Below are 1,642 nucleotides of genomic sequence, written 5' to 3'. Positions count from 1 at the left end.
CTCTCGTACTGTCTTGGGGTCCTGCCGTAGCTCTGCTGTACGGCCGAGACCATCACGGAGACCGGACACGCGGTCGAGCCCGCCTGCCGAACCCGCTGCATCCCGGCTGCCACATCAGTCCCCAGAGGTAGGGCGGAGCTGACGGATGTTGCTCCGCCGCTCCTCCACCTGCTTCTTCGCGACCCGGTACGCCTGCCCCTCGTTCACGCCCTCCCGGCCGTGCAAGGCCAGCCACCGGACGAGCTGCCCGGCCACTGTCGTTCCGGTCACCGAAATCGCGTAGCGGATCGCGTCGCTGTTCTTCGACAGCTCCGGCTCCTGCAACTTGGCAGTGTGCGCAGCCCGCTCCATCTCCTCGCGGCTCAGGACCGGCTCCCGCTCCTGCTCCACCACCGGCGCCTGCTGCTGTGCCCAGACCGTGGCGTTCAGGACCGCGTCGCTGTCGTCCGCCTCCGGGCTCGGCGCACCGCCGGGGCCCTTCGGGTCGTCATCGTCGTCCGGACCGTCCTCGCTCTTGCTGGCCTCCTCCAGCAGCTGCTCCAGCGCCTCGTCCACGCCGTCCTTCGACGCGGGGAGGGGGTTACCCGCCTCCAGCTGGAGAGCCGCAGCCGAGCCGTGCTGGGCAAGGTACGTACGGAACACCTCGAACATCCGCTCCTCGCTGCTGGTCAGCTCCGCAGCCGGAGCGGCCGGCGGGGCGGTGACCTCGGGAGCCTCGACCCACGGGGACGGGTGCACCAGCTCCACCAGGGCCGGGGCGTGCGAGGAGACCGCCAGGTCCGCCAGCAGGAGCCGCTTGCGCTCCGGGTTGCCCGCGACATCGGCACGGCGCAGCGTCGCGCGCAGCTTGCTCCGCAGCCGACGGCCCCTCCATCCCTTGAGCTGCTTCTCGTTCAGGCCGCGGTACCGGTCGGCCAGTTCAGCGGCCCGGCTACGGGCCCGCTCCTGGATGAGCTCCTCGGCGTCCTTGTCGTGCTCCGCGATCCCCAGACGGGCCAGCAGCTGCTGCTGGAACCGGCGCAGGATCCGCGCCGCGACACCGTTGTTCTCGGCGTTCTCCTCACCGGAGTGCCGCAGCTCGATGCCCATCGCCAGGTGCCACAGAAGCGCCGCGCCCATCGGGCCGAGCACGATCCGCCAGGCCGCGCCGGCCGCCGAGTCGGACTCTGAGATCGCTGGTACCGCGAGGAAGGCGGACAGGACCCAGACCAACGTGCCCGGAAGGCCCGTACGCCGCATCTCCGCGTTGTGCAGGTTCTGCCTCGCCATCAGCGCCAGACCGAACAGCATCACCTCGCCGACGAGGAAGAGAGCAGCCCGCTCCCCTGCGTGCGTGATGTGCAGGTGCTCCCCCGCGAACCGCCAGGCCGTGTTGGCGCCGACGCCCGTCGCCCCGAGGGCACCGATCGTGGCGACGATCTGCGCGACCGTCATCCGACCCTGCGTGTAGCGACGGGTCTTGAACGCCTTAACCCCGGCCTTCGCCCCGACCGCCAGCAGCGCGAGCAGCGCCAAGCCGACCACCACGGCTCCGATCGCCACGGGCCAGGGGTTCGCCTCAGCGAAATCCCCGATCCATCCGGTCATGCCATCCCCTTACGCGAATACCCATCAGCAGCACCCATCTTGTAGGGGCTACATT

1 protein-coding gene is annotated in these 1,642 nt (G+C 70.2%); it reads right to left on the bottom strand.

Going from position 1 to position 1,642, the window contains the following annotated elements:
• Positions 1-114 precede the first annotated feature (114 nt).
• A complete protein-coding gene (locus ACFWAD_RS29860; RefSeq protein WP_378550455.1) occupies positions 115-1,587 on the bottom strand; it encodes a hypothetical protein in 1,473 nt (490 codons plus the stop codon).
• Positions 1,588-1,642 lie beyond the last annotated feature (55 nt).

The sequence above is a fragment of the Rhodococcus sp. NPDC059969 genome (assembly GCF_042738325.1).
In the GTDB taxonomy this organism is placed as follows: Bacteria; Actinomycetota; Actinomycetes; order Mycobacteriales; family Mycobacteriaceae; genus Rhodococcus_F.
Note: the sequence above shows the minus strand (reverse complement) of the source record. Positions and strands in the feature narration are given on the sequence as shown.